The sequence below is a fragment of the Oscillibacter sp. KLE 1728 genome, assembly GCF_934833455.1.
Classification (GTDB): Bacteria; Bacillota; Clostridia; order Oscillospirales; family Oscillospiraceae; genus Oscillibacter; species Oscillibacter welbionis.
In genome coordinates this window covers 2,461-22,956 of record NZ_CAKVVF010000035.1, presented here as the reverse complement: position 1 = coordinate 22,956, position 20,496 = coordinate 2,461, and the positions used below count along the sequence as shown (strand labels likewise).

At 63.9% G+C, this 20,496-nt stretch carries 21 protein-coding genes; 7 read left to right on the top strand and 14 right to left on the bottom strand.

Going from position 1 to position 20,496, the window contains the following annotated elements:
- Positions 1–2: 2 nt before the first annotated feature.
- The gene (locus tag QVE23_RS05830; RefSeq protein ID WP_025545668.1) at positions 3–773 is read right to left on the bottom strand and encodes a type III pantothenate kinase; all 771 of its coding nucleotides are present in this window, start codon (positions 771–773) and stop codon (positions 3–5) included.
- Positions 774–949: 176 nt separating this feature from the next.
- Here QVE23_RS05830 and QVE23_RS05825 point away from each other — a divergent pair, with 176 nt between their 5' ends.
- Genes QVE23_RS05825 through QVE23_RS05810 form a run of 4 tightly spaced genes read left to right on the top strand, consistent with a single transcriptional unit; the run spans position 950 to position 3,100 of the window.
- The gene (locus QVE23_RS05825) at positions 950–1,615 is read left to right on the top strand and encodes a DNA-3-methyladenine glycosylase family protein (RefSeq protein ID WP_287967736.1); all 666 of its coding nucleotides are present in this window, start codon (positions 950–952) and stop codon (positions 1,613–1,615) included.
- Positions 1,612–2,187, top strand: a complete 576-nt coding sequence (locus QVE23_RS05820; RefSeq protein ID WP_021749920.1) for a bifunctional transcriptional activator/DNA repair enzyme AdaA — start codon at positions 1,612–1,614, stop codon at positions 2,185–2,187. Before QVE23_RS05825 ends, QVE23_RS05820 begins: the two co-directional genes overlap by 4 nt.
- 60 nt (positions 2,188–2,247) lie before the next feature.
- Positions 2,248–2,775, top strand: coding sequence for a methylated-DNA--[protein]-cysteine S-methyltransferase (locus QVE23_RS05815; protein ID WP_256264792.1), 528 nt, complete (start codon positions 2,248–2,250; stop codon positions 2,773–2,775).
- A 16-nt stretch (positions 2,776–2,791) separates the two neighbouring features.
- Positions 2,792–3,100 carry a CPCC family cysteine-rich protein gene (locus QVE23_RS05810; protein WP_021749918.1) on the top strand — a complete coding sequence of 103 codons (309 nt, stop codon included), beginning with the start codon at positions 2,792–2,794 and terminating at the stop codon, positions 3,098–3,100.
- A gap of 216 nt (positions 3,101–3,316) precedes the next feature.
- On the opposite strand, the gene spoIVA is transcribed toward QVE23_RS05810, so the two are convergent.
- Entirely contained in the window at positions 3,317–4,792 is a 1,476-nt protein-coding gene (gene spoIVA, locus QVE23_RS05805; protein ID WP_021749916.1) for a stage IV sporulation protein A, read from the bottom strand.
- Between the two features lie 221 nt (positions 4,793–5,013).
- On the opposite strand from spoIVA, the gene QVE23_RS05800 reads away from it, so the two are divergent.
- From QVE23_RS05800 to QVE23_RS05790, 3 genes are all read left to right on the top strand, one after another.
- Positions 5,014–5,886 carry a transporter substrate-binding domain-containing protein gene (locus tag QVE23_RS05800; RefSeq protein ID WP_119311017.1) on the top strand — a complete coding sequence of 291 codons (873 nt, stop codon included), beginning with the start codon at positions 5,014–5,016 and terminating at the stop codon, positions 5,884–5,886.
- Positions 5,887–5,988: 102 nt separating this feature from the next.
- Positions 5,989–6,678: an amino acid ABC transporter permease gene (locus tag QVE23_RS05795; RefSeq protein ID WP_021749914.1), complete on the top strand. Its 690-nt coding sequence runs from the start codon at positions 5,989–5,991 to the stop codon at positions 6,676–6,678.
- A gap of 15 nt (positions 6,679–6,693) precedes the next feature.
- Positions 6,694–7,479, top strand: coding sequence for an amino acid ABC transporter ATP-binding protein (locus tag QVE23_RS05790; RefSeq protein WP_021749913.1), 786 nt, complete (start codon positions 6,694–6,696; stop codon positions 7,477–7,479).
- A gap of 90 nt (positions 7,480–7,569) precedes the next feature.
- Here the strand turns inward: QVE23_RS05790 and QVE23_RS05785 are convergent, their stop codons facing one another.
- The 12 genes from QVE23_RS05785 to priA all read right to left on the bottom strand — a co-directional run.
- Positions 7,570–7,995, bottom strand: coding sequence for a hypothetical protein (locus QVE23_RS05785; protein WP_021749912.1), 426 nt, complete (start codon positions 7,993–7,995; stop codon positions 7,570–7,572).
- Positions 7,996–8,086: 91 nt separating this feature from the next.
- Complete coding sequence (locus tag QVE23_RS05780; protein ID WP_287966797.1) at positions 8,087–9,625, bottom strand: DUF3794 and LysM peptidoglycan-binding domain-containing protein; 1,539 nt, start codon at positions 9,623–9,625, stop codon at positions 8,087–8,089.
- A 177-nt stretch (positions 9,626–9,802) separates the two neighbouring features.
- Positions 9,803–9,877, bottom strand: a complete 75-nt coding sequence (gene spoVM, locus QVE23_RS10925) for a stage V sporulation protein SpoVM (protein WP_119311903.1) — start codon at positions 9,875–9,877, stop codon at positions 9,803–9,805.
- Positions 9,878–10,157: 280 nt separating this feature from the next.
- Complete coding sequence (gene rsgA / locus QVE23_RS05775) at positions 10,158–11,045, bottom strand: ribosome small subunit-dependent GTPase A (protein WP_287966798.1); 888 nt, start codon at positions 11,043–11,045, stop codon at positions 10,158–10,160.
- The gene (gene pknB / locus QVE23_RS05770) at positions 11,038–13,044 is read right to left on the bottom strand and encodes a Stk1 family PASTA domain-containing Ser/Thr kinase (RefSeq protein ID WP_287966799.1); all 2,007 of its coding nucleotides are present in this window, start codon (positions 13,042–13,044) and stop codon (positions 11,038–11,040) included. The genes rsgA and pknB overlap by 8 nt, the downstream gene beginning before the upstream one ends.
- Before the next feature lie 13 nt (positions 13,045–13,057).
- The gene (locus QVE23_RS05765) at positions 13,058–13,804 is read right to left on the bottom strand and encodes a Stp1/IreP family PP2C-type Ser/Thr phosphatase (protein ID WP_021749906.1); all 747 of its coding nucleotides are present in this window, start codon (positions 13,802–13,804) and stop codon (positions 13,058–13,060) included.
- Positions 13,801–14,844 (bottom strand): dual-specificity RNA methyltransferase RlmN, encoded by a 1,044-nt coding sequence (gene rlmN / locus QVE23_RS05760; protein ID WP_267288318.1) that lies wholly within the window; start codon positions 14,842–14,844, stop codon positions 13,801–13,803. The genes QVE23_RS05765 and rlmN overlap by 4 nt, the downstream gene beginning before the upstream one ends.
- Before the next feature lie 10 nt (positions 14,845–14,854).
- The gene (gene rsmB, locus QVE23_RS05755) at positions 14,855–16,180 is read right to left on the bottom strand and encodes a 16S rRNA (cytosine(967)-C(5))-methyltransferase RsmB (RefSeq protein WP_119311019.1); all 1,326 of its coding nucleotides are present in this window, start codon (positions 16,178–16,180) and stop codon (positions 14,855–14,857) included.
- Positions 16,177–16,920, bottom strand: a complete 744-nt coding sequence (locus QVE23_RS05750; protein ID WP_021749903.1) for a zinc metallopeptidase — start codon at positions 16,918–16,920, stop codon at positions 16,177–16,179. The genes rsmB and QVE23_RS05750 overlap by 4 nt, the downstream gene beginning before the upstream one ends.
- Positions 16,921–16,952: 32 nt before the next feature.
- Positions 16,953–17,867 carry a methionyl-tRNA formyltransferase gene (fmt, locus tag QVE23_RS05745; protein ID WP_021749902.1) on the bottom strand — a complete coding sequence of 305 codons (915 nt, stop codon included), beginning with the start codon at positions 17,865–17,867 and terminating at the stop codon, positions 16,953–16,955.
- A gap of 4 nt (positions 17,868–17,871) precedes the next feature.
- Positions 17,872–18,402, bottom strand: a complete 531-nt coding sequence (def, locus tag QVE23_RS05740; RefSeq protein WP_287223951.1) for a peptide deformylase — start codon at positions 18,400–18,402, stop codon at positions 17,872–17,874.
- A gap of 28 nt (positions 18,403–18,430) precedes the next feature.
- Positions 18,431–20,496 (bottom strand): replication restart helicase PriA (gene priA / locus QVE23_RS05735; RefSeq protein ID WP_287967734.1); only part of this gene is annotated, 2,066 nt, incomplete at its 5' end.

The following is a 20,496-nucleotide window of genomic DNA, read 5'->3' as shown; positions in this document are numbered from 1 at the left end:
TCTCACTTGTTCTTCTGATAGATCGCCCACAGCCCGTCCATCAGCAGGTACTTGTCGTAGACGATCTTGTTCCGGCAGTATTTCACGATCACCGGGGCATTGCCGCCGGTGGCCACCACGCTGAGGGTCCGTCCTGAGAACTGCTCCCGAATGCGGTCGATGACCCCGTCCAGCATCCCGGCGGTGCCGTAGACAATGCCGGAGCGCATACAGTCCTCCGTCGTCTTGCCGATCAACACCTTGGGGTGCTGGAGGGAGATGGCGGGCAGCTGGGCCGCCCGGCGGCTTAGGGCCTCCAGGGACACGTTGACCCCCGGCAGCAGCATCCCGCCCTCGTAATTCCGGCCCTCGGAGATGACGCCGATGGTGGTGGCGGTGCCCATGTCGATGGTGACGATAGGAGGCTCGAATTTCTCCAGCGCCGCCACCGCGTCGGCCACGATGTCCGCCCCTACCTGGGACTGGACCGCCAGCCGGATGTTCAGCCCCGTCCGCACACCGGGCCCCACCACCATGGGCGGCTTGCCCAGCAGCCGGGCCAGAGCCTTCTCCATCATGAAGTTCAGGGGGGGGACCACGCTGCACAGGATCGCCCCCGTCACATCCTCAAACCGGAAGTGATACAGGGCGAACAGGTTCATCAGGTCGATGCTGATCTGGTCTGCGGTCTTGCGGCTGTCCGTGTCCAGGGATGCCAGAAACCGCAGCTGCTTGTCCCTGTCAAACAGCCCCACAGAGGTGTTGGAGTTTCCTACATCAATGGCCAGCAGCATAAGCCTCTCTCCTTTTTTCTTCTGATCTTGATCGTGTTCTATGGTATCACGCCTTGCCGCCGGATGCAAGGCCGGGACAGAGGGAAAATTTTTCGATGAAACGTCCGAAAACGGGAAGAAATCTGCCGCCGGATCTGCTATACTTTTGTTGAACACACGCGAAAGGAGGAGGCGCCATGGATTTTCCCTATGGTGAAACGGAGATTGCCTATCTGCGTGCCAGAGACCTGAAACTGGGCGCGGCCATGGACCGGATCGGCCCCATCCATCGGGAGGTGGACCCGGACCTCTTCTCCTCCGTAATCCATCACATCATCGGCCAGCAGGTATCCATGGCTGCCCAGCGGACAGTGTGGCAGCGGCTCCAGGCAGCGGCCGGGACGCTTGTGCCGGAGACGGTCGCGGCCATGCCGGCCGAGGCGCTCCAGGCCCTGGGCATGACCCGCCGCCGGGCGCTGTACATCCTGGAATTTGCCCGGAAAGCGGCCTCCGGGGATTTTGATCTAGACGCCCTGGCGGAAATGGAGGACCGTGAGGTGCTGGCCCGCCTCACCTCCCTGCGGGGTGTGGGGCCTTGGACAGCGGAGATGCTGCTGATCTTCGGCCTCCGGCGGCCGGATGTGGTCAGCTGGGGCGACTTGGCCATCCTCCGGGGGATGCGGATGCTGTACCGAAAGCGGTCCATCGACCAGAGGACCTTCCAGCGCCTGCAGAAGCGGTACAGCCCCTACGGCACCACTGCCAGCCTGTACCTCTGGGCCATCGCCTGCGGCGCCCTGCCGGAGCTGACGGACCCTGGCGCCGGACGGAAACCGGACAAAAAACGGGGGCGGCACACATGACAGACCGGCAGCGCTGGCAGGCGGTCCTGGACAACGACCGCCGGTATGATGGCACATTTTTCTACGGCGTAGCCTCCACAGGCATCTTCTGCCGTCCCTCCTGCCCCTCCCGACCGCCGCGGCGGGACCGGGTGCGGTTCTTCCCCACGGCGGACGCTGCACTGGCGGCGGGGTTCCGCCCCTGCAAGCGCTGCCGCCCGGACCTGACCGATTTTTCCCCGGGCCAAGACGTTGCTGCGGAGGCCATGGCGCTGCTGCATCGCCACTTCCGGGATCAGGCGGACTTGTCAGCCGCGCTGAACGGCCTGGGACTCTCCCGCCGGAGGTTGGCCGATCTGTTCCATGCAGCCTACGGCACCACCCTCCACGGCTGCCTGGGAACGCTTCGGGTAACCGAAGCCTGCCGCCTGCTGCGGGAGACGGACCAGCCCGTTGCCCAAATAGCCGGGGAGGCCGGATTTGACAGTCTCTCCGCCTTTTACCGGGCCTTCCGGTCCGGCACAGGACAGTCCCCGCTGGCGTACCGCCGGAGCGCCCATTCCGCGCCGGACAAATCAAGCGGTCCCTGTTGAACGACTTACATTCGTTTGCAATCGCTCCATCACTCTGATCCTGATTTGAGGTGTAATTGTATGTGGATGATCTTTCATAAGCCCTCCCCGGTGGGAATGCTGACCCTCTCCTCGGACGGCACAGCCCTCACAGGGCTGTGGCTGGATGGGCAGAAATACTTTGGTGCTGGACTCCCAAATGCTGTAAAGGAAAATGACCTGCCGGTATTTGAGCAGGCCTCCGCCTGGCTGGACGCCTATTTTGCCAAGGCTCCCCTCCCGGCTCTGCCGCCTCTGGCCCCCCAGGGCAGCCCCTTCCGCCAGGCGGTGTGGCGCCTGCTGCTGGAGATCCCCTACGGCACGGTCACCACATACGGCGCCCTGGCCCGGACGCTCCGGGGCCAGGGGATTTCTGCCGCGGCCCAGGCAGTGGGCGGCGCCGTGGGCCACAACCCCATCTCCATTCTGATCCCCTGTCACCGGGTTGTGGGCAGCGACGGAAGTCTGACAGGCTACGCCGGAGGCGTGGCCAACAAGCAGTTCTTGCTGGAGCTGGAGGGCGTGGACATGACCGGGCTGTATGTCCCCACTCGTGGCACGGCGTTGTGAGACGCAGGTGGTCTCCATGGCGCACACACGAAAAAAGATGTTTTACGCGCCCAAGGCGTTCAACGGCTATGGGCCGCCGGAGCCTCCGATTCCGGCAGCTCAGGATCGGCCCGGGCGCTATCCCTGTCCCTGCTGTGGGCAGATCACCCTCCCGGTCCCGCCGGAGGAGGCGGTGGCTTACATCTGCCCGGTATGCTGGTGGGAGAACGACGTGTTCATTTCCTCCGACAACGAGCCCAGCGACGAAAATCATGGGCTGACCCTGTCCCAGGGGCGGGAAAATGTCCGGCGGTTCGGCACCTGCGATCCCCGGATGAAGCGGTGAGGGCATCGGAGGAAATTTCTTCTTCAGGGATGCCTTTGGGACATCTGAACAGGAATCCCCCAATCCTTGCGCTGTTCGGCGTCTTTTGGTTCCCTTTGTGGTGGTCGGTCTCACGTATACCGGGCGAGTCGGCCTTTTCCCAGATCCCTCCGGGACAGGCTGGAATAGTAAGAAAGGGCGCCGGATTCCTCCGGCGCCCTTTCTATGATGTCTGCGTCACAGAATGATGCAGATGAGTCCCCCGCTGCCTTCATTAATGATGCGGGTCAGGGTCTCCTGGAGCTTCCGCCGGGCGTCCTCCGGCATCCGCTTGAGCTTTGCCTGCAGATCCTCGTTCACCAGCTCGTGGAAGCTGCGTCCGAAGATGTTGGACTGCCAGATCTTGCTGGTATCCCCTTCAAACTCCTGCAGCAGGTAGTTCACCATGTCCTCGGACTGCTTCTCGTTGCCCACGATGGGGCTGACGGCAGTCTCGATGTCCGCCCGGATCATGTGGATGCTGGGGGCGCTGGCCTTCAGCCGCACGCCGTACCGGCCGCCCTGCTTCATGATCTCCGGCTCCTCCAGCTTCAGCTCGTCGATGCCGGGGACCACGATGCCGTAGCCCGTCTCTCGGACGTCGTGGAGGGCGCCGGCTACCTTGTCGTACTCCGCCTTCACCGCCGCCAGCTTCGTCAGCAGGCTCATCAGATCCCCATCATCCCCCACCTCAAAGCCGGACTGCTCCGACAGGGTCTTGTAGAACAGCTCCCGGGGCAAGGCCAGCCGTGCGGCGGCCACGCCGGTGCCCAGGTCGATGGCTGAGATTCTGGCCTCACTGATGTGCTCGCTCTCCCCCAGGGCGGCGATGACGCCCTCCACCTCCCGGATGTGGCGGAGCTGGGCGGTGTTCTGACGGATGGCGTCATACAGGCCCGCTTTGATAGGATGGTCCGCCGGCAAGGCATCCACCCAGGGGGGCAGGAACAGGTCCAGCTCCTGCATGGGGAACTCGTAGAGCACCGCCTTCAGGATGGCGGCCACGGCGTCCTCGTCCAGCTCCAGGCAGTTGACGGCCATGCAGTTCACCTCATACCGGGAGGAGATGTCCTTGGCGATGGCTTGGGCCCGGTCGCCCCGGGGGTCTGCGGAGTTCAGCAGGACGATGAAGGGCTTCCCCAGCTCCTGCAGCTCCCGGATCACCCGCTCCTCCGCTTCCAGGTAGTCCTCCCGGGGGATGTCGGAGATGGTGCCGTCGGTAGTGATGACAATGCCGATGGTGGAGTGCTCGGCGATCACCTTCCGGGTGCCGATCTCCGCCGCCTCGGTCATGGGGATCTCATGGTCGTACCAGGGGGTGGTGACCATCCGGGGGGTGTCGTCCTCCATCTGGCCGATGGCGCCCTTCACCATGTATCCCACACAGTCGATCAGCCGCACGGAAAAGCTCGCCCCGTCCGGCAGCTGGATCTGGGCAGCCTCCTCCGGGACGAACTTGGGCTCGGCGGTCATGATGGTCCGGCCAGAGCCGCTCTGGGGCAGCTCATCCCGGGCCCGCTCCTTGCGGTAGACGTTGTCGATGTTGGGGATCACCTGGGTCTCCATGAACCGCTTGATGAAGGTGGACTTCCCGGTGCGCACGGGGCCCACCACGCCGATGTAGATATCCCCAGCGGTGCGGGTGGCGATATTCTGATAGATACTGGTATTCATAGCATCCCGTCCTTTTTCCGCTCCATAGTCTTGTTCCACTCTATGTCCGGCTGCTGCGAAGTATGACAGCCCGTCTTGTTTTGGAGAAGATGCACAAATTCAGGAGCCGGCCTTCTCCGTTCTTGGCTGATTTTGCGGCTTTACACGGATAATTTAGTGTGGTAAACTGCTAATGTAATGAAACGGACGGTATCCCCGTCCAGAGATTTGGAGGATTGACGATGAAAAACATGAAGAAGCTGTGGGCAGCGCTGCTGGCCCTGGCCATGACCTTCTCTCTGGCCGCCTGCGGCGGAACCTCTGACGAGGACGCCGCCACTGATGACCAGCCCACAGGGGAAGAAGTCTCCGGTGACACCGCTCCCGAGAGCGACGTGGCCTATATCCAGGATAAGGGCACCCTGGTGGTGGGCATTACCTACTTTGCCCCCATGGACTACAAGGAAGAGGGCAGCGATGAGTGGATCGGCTTTGACGCCGACCTGGCCAAGCTGTTTGCCGAGAGCCTGGGCGTCTCCGTGGAGTTCCAGGAGATCACCTGGGACTACAAGGTGGAAGAGCTGGACTCCCGGGCCATCGACTGCGTGTGGAATGGTATGACTCTCACCGACGACGTTCTGGCTGCTATGGGTACGTCCAACCCATACTGCACCAACTACCAGACTCTGGTCTATCCTGCCGACCGGGCCGCTGAGTTCGAGGGCCTGACCTCTCTGGAGGGCCTGAACATCGCTGTGGAGTCCGGCTCCGCCGGTGAGGATGCCGCCGTGGCCTTGGGCGCCACCACCGTGCCGGTCCAGGCCCAGTCCAACGCCCTGATGGAGGTTGCCGCCGGCACGTCCGACGCCGCCGTCATCGACGTGCTGATGGCCGCTGAGATGACCGGCGAGGGCACCAGCTACGCCGATCTGATCTACAGCCTGAACCTGAATGAGGCCCAGGACCTGCCCTCCGAGGAATACGGCGTGGGCTTCCGGCAGGGGTCCGACTTGGTGGACGCCTTCAACACCTTCCTGGCGGAGAAGACGGCTGACGGCACCGTGCTGGAGGTGGCTACCACCTACGGCCTGCAGGACGCCGTGATCCTGGAGTGAGCTTCTTCCCCTGCGGATCTTCCAAAAGCAGAGTGCGCAGTGCGCGCTCTGCTTTTCGGCGGCTTTCCCCCTCTACCACACTGACCTTGAGAGGACGATACCATGATTGAATTTTTTACCTCCAGCACATTCCGGACCGTGCTGTCGGCCCTGAACAGCGGATTTCTCAAGACCCTTCAGCTGTTTTTCATCACCCTGATCGGGGCACTGCCCCTGGGCTTGGTTATCAGCTTCGGTTCCATGAGCCGCTTTCCTCCCCTGCGGTGGCTGACCCGCCTGGTGGTCTGGGTCATCCGGGGCACGCCTCTGGTGCTGCAAATCATTGCACTGTTCTATGTGCCCGGCATCCAGAAGTGGTTCAACTGGCCCAGCGGTGAGTCCGGGCGGATGATGGCCGTGTGTGTGGCCTTCATCATTAATTACGCCTGCTACTTCTCCGAGATCTACCGGGGCGGCATCCAGGGAGTGCCGAAGGGCCAGCAGGAGGCAGGCCAGGTCCTGGGCATGACCAAAGCCCAGATCTTCCGCCACATCACCCTGCTGCAGATGATCAAGCGAATCGTCCCCCCCATCTCCAACGAGATCATCACGTTGGTGAAGGACACCTCCCTGGCCCGGGTCATCGCATTGCAGGAGGTCATCTGGATGGGCGAGTCCTTTATGAAGGGCAACTCCGGCATTGCGGGCCTGGTGTGGCCCCTGTTCTTCACCGCTGTCTACTATCTGATCTTCAGCGGCATCGTCACGGTGCTGCTGGGCAAGCTTGAAAAAAAGCTGGACTTCTTTCAGTAAGGAGGGAACCGATTTATGGCAATTCTGGAAGTACATCACATTGAAAAGCATTTCGGCGCCACCCGGGTGCTGGAGGACATCAGCTTTGATCTGGAGCAGGGCCAGGCCCTGGCCATCATCGGCTCCTCCGGCTCCGGCAAAACCACCCTGCTGCGGTGCCTGAATTTCCTGGAGAAGCCGGAGCAGGGTACCATCTCTGTGGCGGGTAATCTGATTTTTGACGCCGCTGATCCCGCCACCCAGCGGGAGAGCGAGGTGCGGAAGAAGCGGCTCCACTTCGGGCTGGTGTTTCAGTCCTTCAATCTGTTCCCCCAATACACGGCGCTGAAGAACGTCACCCTGGCCCGGGAGCTGCTGGCCCAGGAGCAGCCGGACTTCAAGCAGAACAAAAAGCAAATCCTGGAGGAGATCCAAGCGGACGGCCGGGAGCTGCTGGCGAAGATGGGCCTCAGTGAGCGGGCAAATCACTACCCCAGCCAGCTCTCCGGCGGACAGCAGCAGCGGGTGGCCATCGCCCGGGCCCTGGCCTTGCACCCGGACATCCTCTGCTTTGACGAGCCCACCTCCGCCCTGGACCCGGAACTCACCGGCGAGGTGCTTCGGGTCATTCGGGAGCTGGCGGAACAGCGGACCACCATGATTATCGTCACCCATGAGATGGCCTTTGCCCGGGATGTGGCAGACCAGGTGATCTTCATGGACGGCGGCGTCATCGTGGAGCAGGGTGACGCCCACCAAGTCATTGAGCACCCCAGGGAGGAACGGACCCGTCAGTTCCTCGCCCGATATTCCGAGGGATAAAACGGAACAGAAAAAGAGCGGAGCTGATGCTCCGCTCTTTTGTTATCTTGTGCCGTCTTGTTAAGACGGGGCAACGGGAAACTCCGTCAATCAGGCAGGTTTGGATCTCCGGCGGCCCAGCAATCGCCCGATGAGAAGGCCCAGGGCAGAGATGGCCGCCCCGATGAAAAACAGGTCCCACTGAGGCAGGTTGATCTTGTCAAAGGCCAACATATTGGCGAGCCGGAAGGTGAGAAAGTCCGCCAGCATATACAAAAGTCCCAGGGCCAGAGGCAGCAGCCACATGCGCCCATCCCTGCGGACCAGTTCCCCAATCCGCAGGGAGATCACAAAGGCGGCGATGGGCAGGAGCAGCCAGTGGAATAAAAGGGCGTACCCCATGGCGTCCGTGGGGTCCATCAACAAGAACACCACCAGGGCAAAAACCCAGAGTCCCAGGTAAACCGCTACCAGCCGCCTCGGGGACCGCCAGCTCCTCCCCTTGGCTCCCCGAACACGCACCGCAAAGTCCGGCATAGGCACCTCCACTTCCCAGAGGGCAGACGAAACAGACCGAATACCCGTTTTTTCCAGTCTACCATGGGCTGCCGGACCCGTCAAGGGTGACTCAGGTCCGCTTCCGGGGGATCAGCAGCAGCTGGTCCCGGGAGATATCTCCTTCCGTCTCCAGTTGATTGGCTGCCAGGATCACGCCGATGGTGGTGTTGTACCGTTTCGCCAGATCCCAGGCGGTCTCCTGCTTCCCCAGGCAACGCAGCACCAGGGACGGCGCGCCGGTGGTCTCCTTAGGCGCGTCTGTATTGATCTTTCCTGCGGACACGCACACCCGTTTCACACGCTGGGCCGCCTCCGCCCGGAAGTCCACCGGGAACCGGACCTCGATGCCCCGGTCCGTCAGGCTGCCCTGGACCTCTTCCGGGCAGACGGCCCGGGCAGCGACCCGGCAGTCCTCCGGCAGCTCCAGCTGGCAGCTGACGTCGATGCTCCGCTCCGCCACCAGAGGCACGCCCCCCTCGTCCAGATACAGTGCCCGGACAGACGCCCCGGTCCGCAGGACCACGCCCGCCCCCTCCCGGCTGACGGAAACAGCTCCGCAGGTGACGGAGAGGGCCAGGATGGAATCCGCCACCACACCGATCTCCAGCACCTCCCGCACCGTCTGACGGCGGGTGAACTGTTCCCGAAAGCTGGTGAGTTCCAGAGGCGCGGCGTCATAAGTCAGATCATAGGCAGTGGAGTAGAGGTCACTGAGGAGCGTCAGTTCCTGGGTCTGGCGCAGCAGAGCTGTGGCGTGGAGGTACAGCGTCACCGCGATCTCCCGGCCCTCGGCGTCGGCGCCGTCGACCTGCAGATCCGCGCCGGTGAACTGGAGGCGCACCGATGGCTCTGCGCCCTCCGGGGCGCCTTCCACCTCCAGGATCTGAGAGAACGGCAGCTCTCCGGACGCGGCGCAGCAGTGGCCGTCCGCCGTCCGGTACAGGAGGCTGACGGTGAAGATACCCTTGAACAGCAGCTTGCTGCCCACGATCTTCGTCTCCGTCACAGTGCTGTTCACCCGGCTGGTGAGGATCTCCGCCGCTCCCTCTCTGCCCGGGGACAGGTCCATCTGTTCGGAGAAGGTGAAGTCCTTCTCCGCAATGTGGGTCAGGACGATGGCGTGCTGCTGCTCCTGCTTTTTTTCGATGCACAGTTCCGGCCCCGCCTCTGCATCCGTGCAGAAGCATAAGGGCCTGCGCTGATAGCCCGTCAGCCGCGTCACCAGCTTGCAGTGGGTGAAGACCTTGCGGGGGTTCAGCATCCGGGTCTCCAGAAGCTCCGGCTCCGTGTCCGCCAGCAGCGCCGCGCAGTCCGGCAGACTGCGTCCGTCGGTCTCCACCGTGAAGGGCATGGCAAATTCCAGGGTCCGGATGCCCCCCTCCCCCTCCGGCGTGTACAGCACCGTCACCCGGACGGTGCCGGAGATCTCTGCCCTGCCGTCCCGCATCTCCCGGCTGTGCAGGAACACCTTGCCCGTGGTCTCGATGATCCGCGCAATGTCCGGACAGTAGTCCGGCACGATGGTCTCCGCTGTCTCCTCCTGAGTCAATGTCAGCTCTCCCGCCGCCTCATAGGCGTCGAAGCAGGCCTTTTTCAATTCCAGTTCCATGGTTCGCCCTTCCTTTCCGGCCGTTGGTCCTCCGATGGACGGCGCAGCCGTTTCCCGCCGCCTGGAAAACGGTACGGGGCGGGAGGGGCCGCCAGCGGCCGCTCTCCCGCCCCTGTGCGCCGCCATGTTGTCCACGGAGTCTCGCTCTGCTGACACTGTATGCCCGGCCGGGACTGCTTATTCCGAAATCTTGAACAGCTTCCGCAGAATGCCGCTGAGGGCTTTGGGGGACTTCCACACTACAATTCGCATGATATTTGCTCCTTTCTAACGCCTGCAGCAGGCGCAGCCGCACGCAATCAGCAGGACCGCCACCAAAAACATCAGCGCCCCTACCGGAAAGATCGCCGCAATCAGGATCCCGGCCCCCAGCGCCACCGCACAGACGCCCAGTATCCAGCATCCGCCGCCTCTCCGAAACATACGCCCCACGCCCCTTTCTCACTCCCATTATATACGCCGCTGCCTGTCCTGGTACAAAAGGCAGGGCACACAAAAAGAGGCGGGCATCTGCCCGCCTCTTCCACGCGATTCACTTCTTCCGCTCCTGCCAGTCCTGGAGGGACTTCAGCTCCTCATACAGGCGCACATAGCTGGCGTGGCGGCTCCGTTGGATCTTGCCAGCGCGCACCGCCTCCAGCACGGCGCAGCCCTTCTCCTTGGTGTGGCTGCACCCCACGAAGCGGCACTGGTCCAGATAAGGCCGGAACTCCACAAAGGTCTCCGGCAGGCGGTGCTTCAGCTCCAGATTCAGCTCATCGGTCTCAAAGGAGGAGAAGCCCGGGGAGTCCACAACGTCCGCCCCGCAGCTCAGGTGGAACAGCTCCACGTGCCGGGTGGTGTGGCGTCCCCGGCCCAGCGCCTGGCTCACATCCCCCACCTGGAGCTGAAACGCCGGATCCAGGGCATTCAGGATGCTGGACTTTCCCACACCGGAATTCCCTGTAAAGGCAGACAGCTTCCCGGCGATCAGGGGCTTCAATTCCTCGATCCCCTCCCCGGTCTCCGCGCTGACCCGCAGAGTTGGAAATCCGGCGGCTGCGTAAACGGCGTACAGCGCATCGGCACAGTCCAGATCGCATTTGTTCAGCAGCACCATCACGCTGCATCCTTTCAGTGCTGCGATGGCCGCCACCCGGTCAATGAGGAACGGGTCTGTTTTGGGGATGGCACCGGAGGCGATGACCACCAGCTGGTCGATGTTGGCCACCGCCGGCCGGGAAAATGCGTTCTTCCGGGGCAGGATGGCCTCCACAAAGCCCTCGCCGTTCCCCAGCTCCCGGACCTCCACCCGGTCCCCCACCAGAGGGGAGATGCCCTCCTTCCGAAACTTGCCCCGGGCCCGGCAGGTGAGCACCTCGCTGCCGGTGTCCACATAGTAGAAGCCGCTGAGGGCCTTTCGGATCCGTCCCTCACTCACCGAAAGTCACCTCATGGGTATTGTTCACATCCATCACGCCGTCCACGTACACCTCCACGGAGACCGTTCCGGTGCCGTACAGCTCATAGACATAGTTGCCATCTCGGCAGGGGACCGACTCGTTGACCTTGATCACTCCGTCCACCACGATCTGAACTTCTGCTGTCTCCCGGTCTGTGGGCAGGGCGATAATCAGCGGTTCCATTTGCAGGTCTTCATTGCCGCCGCTCTCCGGGCCGGTGCTGACCCACAGCTCCACTGTGCTGCCGGCAGGCACCTGCGTGGTAGCCGTCGGGTTCTGACGGATAACCAGACCCGCTTCCACAGTGTCGTTGGCCTCCTCATGGACCTCGACCTCCAGGCCCAGCACGTTCTTCAGCTGGTCCTCCGCCCAGGCACGTTCCCTATTCGTGAAATCGATCAGCGGCACGGTCTGGGGTCCCCGGCTGAGGACAAAGGTGATGGTGTCCCCCTTGTGGAGTTCTGCATTCGCCGCCGGGGTGGTGGACTTGATGACGTCAACGGCCAGCTCGTCATCGTACTCCTTCTGGGTCTCCTCATAGGGCTGGACGTTCAGTTCATATTCCGCCACCAGATCCTGCAGGATGGTCATGGCCTGGTCATAGGTCATGGGCTTGGTGGTCAGGTCCGGCATGGTGCCCACGTCCTCACCGGCGCTGACCCAGACGTTGATGGTGATGGGCAGCTCACCCTTCTTCTCCGTGTCCGGCTCCGGGTCCTGGCGGACGATTTCACCCACGGCGGCGTCGCTGGCCTCGGTGCCCGCCACCACCACCTGGAAGGTGCCGTCCGCCACACTGGCCTGCTCGTTGGCCTGCTCCTCCGTCATGCCCACCAGCTTGGGTACGGTGTAGGTGTCCGGCGCCGCCGGGACAAAGGAGGCGAAGATGGCCCGGAACAGGAAGAACAGGACCACCACGACCACTACGGCACCGCCGCCGATCAACGCGATCTTCTTGCCGCCGCTGAGGCGGGAGGGCTGTTCGTCCTCGTAGCGATCCTCCTCCCACCGGCGTCCCCGCTCATAGGAGGGCTCCCGGCCCTGCCGGTGGAGCTGGGGCGGCACAGCGGAGCGGAGCTTCTGAGTGGGCTCGTCGGTCTCCTCCGGCCGCAGGTCGGACAGCTCGAAGTCCAGATTCACGCCGGGGTTCTTCCGAAAGGCCTCCAGATCTGCAATCATCGCGTCTGCGGAGGGGTAGCGCTTCTCCAGATCCGGCGCCATGGCCTTCATGCAGATCAGCTCCAGCTGCTCGGGGATGTCCGGATTCACCTCCCGGGGAGCCAGGGGCACGGAGCTCAGGTGCTGGATGGCCACGGATACGGCGCTGTCCCCCTCAAAGGGCAGGCGGCCGGTGAGCATCTCATACAGCACCACGCCGGCGGAGTAGATGTCGCTGCGGGCGTCGGTGCGGTCCCCGCGGGCCTGCTCCGGAGAGATGTAGTGGACGGAGCCCAGAGCCTCCTGGGTCAGGGTCTGGGCGGCGTTCTCCAGGCAGGCGATGCCGAAGTCGGCTACCTTCACGCTGCCGTCCCGCAGCACCATCACGTTCTGGGGCTTGATGTCCCGGTGGACGATGCCCCGGCTGTGGGCGTGGCTGAGGCCCCGCATGATCTGTGTAATGAAGTGCAGCGACTCCCGCCAGTTCAGCTGCCCCCGCTTCTCCATGTACTGCTTCAGCGTGATGCCGTCGATCAGCTCCATGACGATATACTCGATATCGCCGCCCTTGGACACGTCGTACACCGATACGATGTTGGGGTGAGACAGTTGGGCGACTGCCTGGGATTCTGCGTTGAACCGGCGGCGGAAGTCCTCGTCCTGGGCCAGGTCGCTCTTGAGAATCTTGACGGCCACCAGGCGGTTCAGCCGGTGGCACTTGGCCTTGTACACAATCGCCATGCCCCCGGTGCCGATACGCTCCAGAATCTCATAGCGGTTGTCCAGCATTTTTCCAATATACGGGTCCTTGTGTTCCATGTGTCTCCCCCCTTTACTGTTTTTGCATCAGGACGGCCGTGACATTGTCCGGCGCGCCCTGGCGCTTGGCGATGGCCAGCAGCCGGTCCAGGCAGGTGTCCGGCCCGTCCCCGTGGATGACCTCGAAGAGCATCTCCTGATCGGTGACGGTGTTCACCAGTCCGTCGGAACACAGCAGCAGATACTCCCCGGCGTTCATCGGGCATATGTACCCGTCACAGTCGGCGGAGATGTCCGGTCCCAGGGCCCGGGTGATGAGATTGCGGCTGGGGTGGCGGCGGGCCTCCTCAGCGGTGATATCTCCCCGGTCTACCATGCTCTCCACCAGGGAGTGGTCCTTGGTGATGCGGGTGATGCCGTCCTCCGTGATGTGATAAGCCCGGCTGTCCCCCACGTTGGTGACCACCACGCCGCCGTCATAGGAGATGGCGGACACCAGGGTAGTGCCCATGTTCCGGCATTCCTCCCGGCGCTCTGCCTCCGCCTGAATGGCCTGATTGGCCAGGGCTGCCGCCTGGGCGGATGCCTCCAGCAGCTGCTGAGGGGTCTGATCCGCCGTCAGGAGCTTCTCCAGCTCCTCCAGATAGACGGAGACGGCGATCTGGCTGGCCACACGGCCCCCGGCGGGGCCGCCCATGCCGTCGCACACCACGCCCACCGTGCGGCCGGAGGCCGTGTGCTGCGCCGTGACGTAGGCGTCCTGGTTCTCCTTCCGGACAAGGCCGATGTCGGTCATGCCCCAGACGTTCATTTGGTTCATTGGGAACACTCCCCTTTCTGCGCTTCTTCCATGGCCTTCCGGCGGAGCTGTCCGCAGGAGGCGTCGATATCTCCACCCAGGCTCCGCCGCACGGTGGCGGTGATGCCGTGGGATTCCAGCCGTTTTTGAAAGGCCCCGATCCGGCGGGAGGGCTTGTAGGGGCTCTCCACCACGTCGTTCAGGGGAATCAGATTCACGTGGCCCGGCATCCCCCGGAGCTTCCTGGCGATCAGGTCCGCCTGCCAGTCGTGGTCGTTGACCCCGTCGATCATGGCGTACTCAAAGGAGATGCGGCGGCCGGTCTTGTCGAAGTAGTCGTGGCAGGCCCGGAACAGCTCCTCCACGTCATAGGCCCGGTTGATGGGCATGATCTTGGATCGGGTCTCGCTGTCCGGCGCATGGAGGGACACAGAGAGAGTCAGCTGAAGTTCAAGCTCCGCCAGCCGCCGGATGCCCGGCACGATGCCGCAGGTGGAGAGGGAGATATGCCGCATCCCAATGTTCATCCCGTCGGGGTGGTTCACCAGCTCCAGGAATTTCAGCACCGTGTCCAGGTTGTCCAGCGGCTCGCCGATACCCATCAGCACGATGTTGGAGACGGGCAGGCCGGAGTCTTTTTGGGTGAACAGCACCTGGTCCAGCATCTCCGCCGGGGTCAGGTCCCGGACCTTGCCGGCGATGGTGGAGGCACAGAAGGCGCACCCCATCCGGCACCCCACCTGGGAGGAGATGCACACGGTGTTGCCGTGGTGGTACTGCATGAGCACTGTCTCGATGCAGTTGCCGTCGGACAGCTCCCAGAGGTATTTGATGGTCCCGTCCAACCGGGACACCTGCTTGCGGGCCACCTGGGGGGAGGTGATGAAACAGGTCTCCTTCAGCTTTTCCCGCAGGGACTTGGAGAGATTGGTCATCCCATCGAAGTCCGTCACCCCCCGGTGGAGCCAGGTGAACACCTGCCTGCCCCGGAAGGCCGGCTCCCCCAGGGACTGGAGGAAGGCCGTCATCTCCGGCAGGGTCAGTGATTTCAAATCGGTCATGGATCGTTCCTCAATTCCGCGTCATGCGGCAGATGTAAAAGCCGTCGGTGCCGTGGCGGTGGGGCCACAGAGTCACCTGGCCCTCGGTCTCCCCCACCGGTCCGGACAGGGAGAAGGGCGTGCGGCAAAAGTCCGGGTGCTCTGCCAGGAAGCTGTCGGATACACCCTCGTTCTCCTCCGGCAGGATCGTGCAGGTGGAGTACACCAGCGTGCCGCCGGGCCTCACGTACCGGGCGGCGTTGTCCAAGATCGCCCGCTGGATCACCGGCAGGGCGAACAGGTCGTCAGGCTTTTTGTACCGGACATCCGGCTTCTTCCGGATGATGCCGAAACCCGAGCAGGGGGCGTCTACCAGCACCACATCGAACCGCGCCTCCCACTCCGGCCGGAACCCCCGGCCGTCTGCGGCGGTAGTCTGGATGCACGCAAGGCCCAGTCGCTCCGCCCCCTCCCGGATGCGCTTCAGCTTGTTCTCGTGGAGGTCGCAGGCCAAAATCTCCCCCTGGTCCTCCATTGCAAAGGCGGCGGAGAAGGACTTGCCTCCCGGCGCGGCGCACACGTCCAGCACCCGCATACCCGGCTCCACCCCGGCGATTTGGGACACCAGCCGGGCCGCCGGGTCCTGGACCAGGAATTTTCCCATTCGGAAGGGCTCCAGCGCCGTCAGATCCCCGACGTGGTCCAGCTCCAGGCATCCGGACACCCAAGGATGGGGCCGGACAATCACGCCGGATGCCTCCAGCTCCGCCGTCAGCTCCTCCGCAGCAGCTTTCAGCGGATTCACCTGAATCGTCAGCGGCGCCGGAGCGTTGTCGGCCGCAAGGCAGGCTTCCGTCTCCGGCCCCAGAATGGCCTGGAGGCGTTTCACCAGCCACTTGGGATGGCTGTACCGGATGGAGAGGCTGTGCAGTGCATCCTGGTCCGGGATCCTCGGCAGGTGCACCTTGTTCCGGGAGAGCTGCCGCAGCACCGCGTTCACCAGCCCGGCTGCCTTGGCCCGGCCGTTGTCCTTGGCCTGCTCCACCGCCTGATTGACAGCGGCGCTGTGGGGAATTTTATCCAGAAACAGAATTTGATAAGCCCCAATCCGCAGAATTTCCAGCAGCGGCGGCTGCAAGTGGTCGACCTTTTGGGAGCAGTAGGCACCCAGGTAGAAGTCCAGCAGCAGCCGGTTCTGCATCACGCCGTAGACGATGCGGCTGCACAGCGCCGCCTCTGGTCCGGACAGGCCGTCCCGGCGGAGCTGGGCCCTCAGGGCCGCATCCGCCCAGGCCCCGGCCGTGCGGCAGCTCACCAGGACGCGCAGGGCGGTGTCCCGGGCATTAGGGGCCCTCATTGGCTGCCTCCCTGATCGCGGCCGCCGCGGCCGATAAAGATCAGCACAAACCGCATCAGCTGCAGCAGGCTCATCAGCAGCGCCGCCACATAGGTCAACGCCGCGGCCCGCAGCACCTTTTTGGCGCCGGGCAGCTCATCCTCATCCAGCAGGCCCGCCCCGTCGATGGTGGCGATGGCCCGGGCGGAGGCGTTGAACTCCACCGGCAGCGTCACCAGCTGGAACAGCGTGGTGAAGGAAAACAGCACGATGCCGATGAAGAACAGAGACTGGTTGTACAGCACCAGCCCCACCAGCAACAGGATGAAGGACAGGCTGGAACCGATCCGCGTGGCGGGGATGATGGCCGTGCGCAGCCGCACAGGCCCGTAGTTTTCCGCGTACTGGACAGCGTGGCCCGCCTCGTGGGCCGCCACGCCCACCGCCGCGATGGTGGGGGCGTTGTAGACTGTCTCAGACAGGTAGATGGTATTGTCCCGGGGGTCGTAGTGGTCTGTCAGATTTCCCCGGCAGGGCCGGACAGGCACACCGAATACCCCGTGAGCCCGCAGCACCGCTTCCGCCGCCTGGGCACCGGTGATGCGGCGCCGGTTGTTCACGGCATTGTACCGCCGGAAGCTGCCGGACACCTGGAACTGGGCCCACAGGGACAGCAGCAGCACTGGGATCAGCAGCAGGACGTACAGATTATTTGCAAGAAAGTCGCCATAGCCGTAATAGATATGACCGTAATAGGGCATAAAAACCTCCCGAATTGTGAAACTGGCGGAGCTCAGACCTCCAACGGGTGGCCCAGCAGATAGGACGCCGCAGCCATGCGCTTGCCGCCCTCCGCCTGGATCTCCGTGAGATACAGGCTCTCTCCTCTGCCGCAGGCCACCTGGATGCCCTGCTTCCCGGCGGAGAGCACTGTACCGGGCGCCGCGCCGGTCTGTTCGCCGGGGGCGGTGCGGTAGACCTTGAACCGCTGCCCTGCCAGCTCGCAGGCCGCGCAGGGCCAGGGAATCAGTCCCCGGACCTGACAGTCGATCTCCCGGGCGGAGCGGGTCCAGTCGATGGGGGACATCTCTTTTGTCAGCATGGAGGCGTAGGTCTGACGGCTCTCATCCTGGGGTGTCCGGGCGGCTGTGCCGTTTCCGATGGCCGCCACCGCCTCGCTGAGGGCCTCTGCCCCCAGGTCCGCCAGGCGCACCGTCAGGGCCTGGGCGTCCTCGTCCGGGCCGATGGGAGTCTCCTTCTGCAGGATCACGTCCCCTGCGTCCAGCTCCTTCGCCATATACATGATGGAGACGCCGGTAGTCTCCTCCCCGTTCAGGATGGCCCAGTTGATGGGGGCCGCCCCCCGATACTTGGGCAGCAGAGACGAGTGGACGTTGATAGAGCCGTATCTGGGCGCCTCCAGAATGTCCTCCGGCAGGATGCGGCCGTAGGCCGCCACCACCGTCAGCTCCGGTGCCAGGGACTGCACCAGCTCCAGCGCCGTGCCGTCCCGCATCTTCAAAGGCTGATAGACGGGAATATTTTCTGTCAAAGCAAATTCCTTTACAGGCGTTGGCACCAGCTTATGTCCCCGGTTTTTGGGCTTGTCCGGCTGCGTGAACACGCCGCAGACCTCATGGCCGTCGGCCACCAGCCGCCGCAAGGACGCCACGGCGAAGTCCGGCGTGCCCATGAACAGGATCCGCATGGGCTCACTCCCCTTCCTGAGCTTCTGCGGCCTCACGGGCCTGCCGCTCCTCCTGCTCCAGATAGTCCCGGAGCTCCTCATCAGAGAGGAAGTGGTCGATGTGCTCCACAAACAGATGGCCGTCCAGATGCTCGATCTCGTGGCAGAAGGCTCGGGCCGTCAGGCCCTCGCCCTCCACCTCGAACCAGTCGCCATACCGGTCCTGGGCCCGGACCCGGACCACGTCCGGCCGGGTGACGATGCCCCATTTGCCGGGCACGCTGAGGCAGCCCTCCAGCCCGGTCTGCTCGCCGCTCTGAGCCACGATCTCCGGGTTCACCAGTTCGATATACTCCTCAGAGTCCTCGTCCAGCACCACGCACACCCGGCGCAGCACTCCCACCTGGGGAGCAGCCAGCCCAGCGCCATTGGCATCCTCCAGTGTTTCCAGCATATCGTCCAGCAACTGGTGCAGGTGAGGGTTGAACTCCGTCACAGGGCGGCACACCTTTGTCAGGCACTCCTCTCCCTGCACCACGATCTTCCGTAAAGCCATAAGTCCTTGACCTCCTTCAAAACGCTGCTCACTCCATGGAGTTGCAGTCCACAAATAGATTCATCCCGCGGTTGGCGCGGTCGTTTGCAAATGCCTTCAGCAGCCAGCTCACCGCCTCTCGGGTGGGCCTGTCGTTCTTTCCCACCAGCAGGCAGCGGTAGCGGTAGCGGTTATTCAGCTTCATCACCGGCGCAGGGGCGGGACCCAGCACCTCCGGTTCTCCGGCCGCCAGCTCCGGCAGGGCGCAGAGGCGGCGCAGCTCTTCCCGCACTGCGACGGCGGCCCGGAGGACGGCGCCCTCCTCGGTACCGGAGACGGTGAAGGTGAAGAGGTCTGCAAATGGCGGAAACCGCCGCAATCGCCGCATCCGGATCTCCCGCTCATAAAACCCCTGGTAATCCTGCCGAGCCGCGCACTGGATCACATCGTTTTCCGGGGTGTAGGTCTGGATCACCGCCCGGCCGGCACTGCCGCCCCGGCCCGCCCGGCCCACCACCTGGGTCAGCAGGCTGAAGGTCCGCTCGGCGGCCCGGTAGTTGTCTACATACAGGGACAGATCCGCAGCCAGAACCCCCACCAGTGTCACCTGGGGAAAGTCCAGCCCCTTGGCCACCATCTGGGTGCCCAGGAGGATGGGAATCCGCTCCCGCTCAAACTTGTCCAGCAGCTGCTCATGACGGCCCTCGGCGGTGTCTGCGTCCATCCGCAGCACCTCCGTACCTGGGAACAGATCGTGGAGCTCCTCCTCCACCTTCTGAGTGCCGGTGCCCACGTGCTTCATGATGCCGCCGCAGACGGGGCAGGTGTCGCTGGATCGCTCCGAGTGGCCGCAGTAGTGGCACATCAGCCGCCCATTGGCGGAGTGATACGTCAGCGCCACGCTGCAGCGGGGACACTCCGGCACATGGCCGCACTCCCCGCACAGCAGATACCTGTTGCTGCCCCGGCGGTTCAGCAGCAGGATGCTCTGCTCTCCCCGCCGCAAGTTTTCCTCCAGCTCAGTGCGGAGGACCTGCCCCACCATCCCGGCGTTGCCCGCCCGGATTTCCTGTTTCAGGTCCGCCACCAGCACCTCCGGCAATGCCTGCCGGTTATATCGCCGGCGCAGCAGCGCCTTGTGATAGATCCCATGCTCCGCGTTCCAGGCGGTCTCCACCGCCGGAGTGGCAGACCCCAGGACCAAGGTGGACTTGTCCCGGGCGCAGAGGTATTTGGCCACGTCCCGGGTGTGATACCGGGGCGGGTTTTCCGACTGATAGCTGCTCTCCTGCTCCTCGTCCAGGACGATCAGGCCCACGTTTTTCAGCGGGGCGAAGATGGCGGACCGGGTGCCCAGCACCACCTGGACCTCGCCCCGGCGGATACGCTTCCACTGGTCGTAGCGCTCCGTCATCCGCAGGGAGCTGTGGAGCATGGCCACCTGGTCCCCAAAGCAGGCGGAGAACCGCCGCATCATCTGGGGCGTCAGCACGATCTCCGGCACCAGGACCATGGCCCGCCTCCCCCGGCTCAGTATTTCCTGAACCAGACGGAGATAGACCTGGGTCTTGCCGCTGCCGGTGACGCCCTGGAGCAGCACCGCCTCCGGCTTCCCGGTCTTCGTCAGGGTCCGGATAGACTGAAAGGCCGCCTCCTGTTCCTCATTGAGGACGATAGGACCGCTGGGTTCCACCGCCGTCAGGTCCGGCAGCCGCAGCTCCTCTTCCGCTGAAAAAGCCACGATCCCCGCCTTCTCCATCCCCCGGAGGGCGGCCATGGAGACGCCTGTGAAGTAGCATACCTCCGCCGCGCTCATCCGCCCCTCTGCCGCCAGGAGACGCACCGCCTCCCGCCGCTGGGGGGAGGATCGCTTTTCCGTCAGAGATGCGGCCTCCTCGGCGCTGACGGCCAGTTCCACCATCCGACGGGACTTGTCGCCGATCCTCCGGCGGGCCGCAGTCTCGCAGACCGTGACCCCGGCCTTCTGCAGTGCCCGCAGCACAGTGCCAGCCTCCCTGCCGCAGGCCTCCTCCAGCACTGACAGCTCTGCGGAGCCTCCGGCGGCAAACAAGGCGTCCAGCACCGGGGCGGCCCGTCGGATGCCGGTGGCCGCGC